We start from the raw sequence: 3,621 nt of genomic DNA on the forward strand, positions 1-3,621 counted from the left end.
ACCCTGCTAACAGCTTATCATATATAAACTATCAACAGGGAATATCATAGACCCAAATTTTTCCCATATAAAAAGCTTTACTGAAATTTTCAGTAAAGCTTTTTTTAACGGTTATTTCCAGAAACGTAAACGGTTATTTTACCTTTGTTATAGGGATGATGTGTTTCCGAATATTCAAATGGAATTCCGTCTTTTAAGAAAACGACTTGGTTAACTAATAGAACGGGATCATCTTTTTTGCATTCTAAATACTTTTGATCATCTTGATTTGGTTTATTTGCACTGATTATACGGTATGCAGCTCCAATTTTTTTATTTAGAGTCTGATTAATGTACCCATAAATTGATTTTTTTAATACACTTTCATCTATACCGGGAATAATATTTACCGGCATTTTTGTATATTCAAATGCATAAGGTTCATCATCGACTATTCTTAGACGTTTAATATCGTAAACTAAATCATTTTTCTTTAAATTTAACCGTTCTTTTTCATCGGCATTTGGATATCTAATTTTAAATTTAATAATTTTGCTGGTAATTTTATGATTTCTGCCAAGAAATTGCGTGGTTCCAACGTATTGATCAACACCAAAATCAAATTTAGACGCGTATTTCGCATTAGCTTTGACGTAGGTGCCTGATCCACGCTGACTATAAATCAAATCTTCATTGATTAGGTTCTTTAATGCTTTTTGTACGGTTACACGAGTTGTTTTGAATTCCTTGGCCATTTGATTTTGATCTGGTAAATGTTCACCAATAGCATAATAACCATTCTTGATTCGTTTCCTAATTTCATTTTCAATTTCAACGTACTTTAACATATTTATTTCCTCTCAATGATATTTTTTAATATAAATTGTATTTTAGCATTTACTTTTTGCCTTAAATGTATATACTTATAATTGAAACCGATTACAAGGAGGTAAACCAATGAAACAATTACCTAAAAATTTTTTCTGGGGCAATTCAACTTCTAGTATGCAAACTGAAGGTGCATACGATGAAGATGGAAAAGGTGCTTCAGTTTATGATATTAGACCAGCAACTAAAAATAGTTCCGACTGGAAAGTAGCTATAGATGGTTATCATTGTTATCCCGAAGATATTCACTTAATGAAGGATTTAGGGATGAATTTCTATCGTTTTCAAATTTCTTGGAGTCGAGTCCAACCTAAAGGTGAAGGTGAATTTAATGAAAAAGGAATTCAATTCTACAAGAATTTAATTAATGAACTATTAAATAATGGTATTCAGCCCATGATATGTTTATATCACTTTGATATGCCTTTATATCAAGCACAAAAATACAATGGTTTCATTAATAAAAAAGTTGTTAATCATTTCTTCGAATATTCTAAAAAAATGGTTGAAGAATTTGGTGACCAAGTTAAGTATTGGATTACATTTAATGAACAAAATCTTTATGGATTTGGTGATGCTTTTCAGAGTAGTGGCTACCTAAAGGGACATAAAACACTTCATGATCTCTACCAAATACAACATAACGTTACATTAGCTCATTCTAAAGTAGCAAATTATATCCACGATAATTATCCTACTTTAAAAATTGGTGGAATGGAAGCTTTTCAAGAAACATATCCTGCAACGCCAAATCCTGATGATGTTGAAGCCGTCCGTAAATTTAAAGAATTTACAGATTATAATCTGTTAAGAATTTTTACTGAAGGTAAATACTCTGATGAAGTTGTCCAATTTATGAAGAACAATGGCTTAGATGATATTTTAAACGATAAAGATTTAGCTGAGATTTCCAAAACACGAAGTGATTTTATTAGTTTTAGCTACTATGCTACTTCTACTCTTGATAGTACCAAAATTCCTGTAGGAACGGCACCGAATTACTACGGAAATATGGGTGCTGCGAAGAATCCATATTTACAATCCAATGAATGGGGCTGGCAGATAGATCCAAAAGGTTTTCATAATGTTTTGATGGATCTTTATAACCGGACACATTTACCAATCTTTCCAATTGAAAATGGAATTGGTGTTCGTGAGCATTGGGATGGTACACATAAAATTAATGATGATTACAGAATAAAGTACCACCGTGCCCATATTCAAGCTCTAAAAGATGCGGTTAATGATGGTGCCAATGTTATCGGATATTTAGGTTGGGGCTTAATAGATATTCCTAGTTCGCAAGGAAACGTTGATAAAAGGTATGGCGTTGTTTACGTTAACCGTTCTAATCATGATCTGAAAGATCTTAAGCGCGTACCTAAGAAGAGTTATTACTGGTTGAAACAAGTGATTAAATCGAATGGTGAAATTCTTTAATTAGAGGGTAGTAATTATGAATGAAAATTCAAAATCTAAAAAAGTGTTTGATAAATTTACTAATGTTTGTGTGAAAGTAGGGAATGAAGTTCATTTAAGGTCACTCCAGGATGCTTTTGCTGTACTTATGCCACTATTTATTTTAGCTGGGTTAGCAGTACTAATTAATAATGTTATATTTCCGTTGTTTGCTCACGGGGCATTATTGACTAACTTGCAAATCTGGGGGTACCGATGTAACTAATGGTACTTTGAATATTGCAGGTTTGGCTTTGGCACCAACTATTGGCTACACATTAGCAACTAATAAAAACTTTTCTAACAAAATTATGGCTGCAATAGTAGCATTAGCTAGTTTAATTGTTATTATGCCGAATAATATTCAATTAATGAAGGCAGGTACACAAAAAGCTATTAATGTTACTGGTGGTTTATCTTTTAACAATCTTGGCACAACTGGTATGTTTGCTGGTATTATTATTGGTTTATTAGCCACAGCAATGTTTATTAAACTTTCTAAAGTTAAGCGTTTAAAGATAAATTTAGGTGAAAATATACCACCTGCAGTATCAGCTTCATTTAATAATATGATTCCGGCTATCTTAACGCTTAGTTTCTTTGCTTTAATATCTATGTTACTCAGTGTATTTGGCCACACCAATTTAATTAAATTAATTACTGATTTGATTCAGTAACCATTAAGAGCAGTTAATACTAGTTTACCGGGGATGCTGTTAATTTATAGTATTGGTAACTTCCTGTTCACATTAGGTATTCACCAAACAGTTATAAACGGCACTTTACTTGATCCGTTACTTCTATTGAATATGAATAAAAATATGGCTGCATTTGCCGCTCATAAGCAAATACCTTATATTTTAACGAATACTTTTAGAGATACATTCGGTATGATTGGTGGTACCGGTTCAACCATTTGTCTGCTTATTGCCATCTTTATCTTTTCAAAGATGAAGTCATCACGTGAGGTGGCGAAGCTATCATTAGCTCCAGGACTATTTAATATTAATGAACCGGTTATTTTCGGGTATCCAATTGTTTTTAATATTCCAATGATGATTCCATTTGTTTTACAACCAGTTATCGGTATTTTAATTGCTTATTTCTTCACTGCTATTGGCTGGATGAATAGGGTAGTTGTTCTTGTTCCTTGGACAACGCCACCATTAATCAATGCTTACCTGGCTACAGCTGGTGATTGGCGAGCGGTTGTTGTTCAGTTATTAATAATTATAATTGGTACGCGTGGTGCTAGTTGTTTAAATTAACCAAATAGCCTAGATTATAAGTTAAAAT

Annotated in this window: 2 protein-coding genes and 1 pseudogene; 2 read left to right on the top strand and 1 reads right to left on the bottom strand. The window is 32.4% G+C overall.

Annotated features, from left to right (window positions below):
- Nucleotides 1–104 precede the first annotated feature (104 nt).
- Nucleotides 105–827, bottom strand: a complete 723-nt coding sequence (locus FC77_RS07370; protein ID WP_056970995.1) for a GntR family transcriptional regulator — start codon at nt 825–827, stop codon at nt 105–107.
- Between the two features lie 109 nt (nt 828–936).
- Between FC77_RS07370 and FC77_RS07375 the strand changes: the two genes are divergently transcribed.
- Complete coding sequence (locus tag FC77_RS07375) at nt 937–2,307, top strand: glycoside hydrolase family 1 protein (RefSeq protein ID WP_056970996.1); 1,371 nt, start codon at nt 937–939, stop codon at nt 2,305–2,307.
- A gap of 16 nt (nt 2,308–2,323) precedes the next feature.
- Nucleotides 2,324–3,593, top strand: a pseudogene (locus FC77_RS07380) (PTS sugar transporter subunit IIC).
- Nucleotides 3,594–3,621: the final 28 nt, after the last annotated feature.

It is taken from the genome of Lactobacillus acetotolerans DSM 20749 = JCM 3825, assembly GCF_001436775.1.
Classification (GTDB): Bacteria; Bacillota; Bacilli; order Lactobacillales; family Lactobacillaceae; genus Lactobacillus; species Lactobacillus acetotolerans.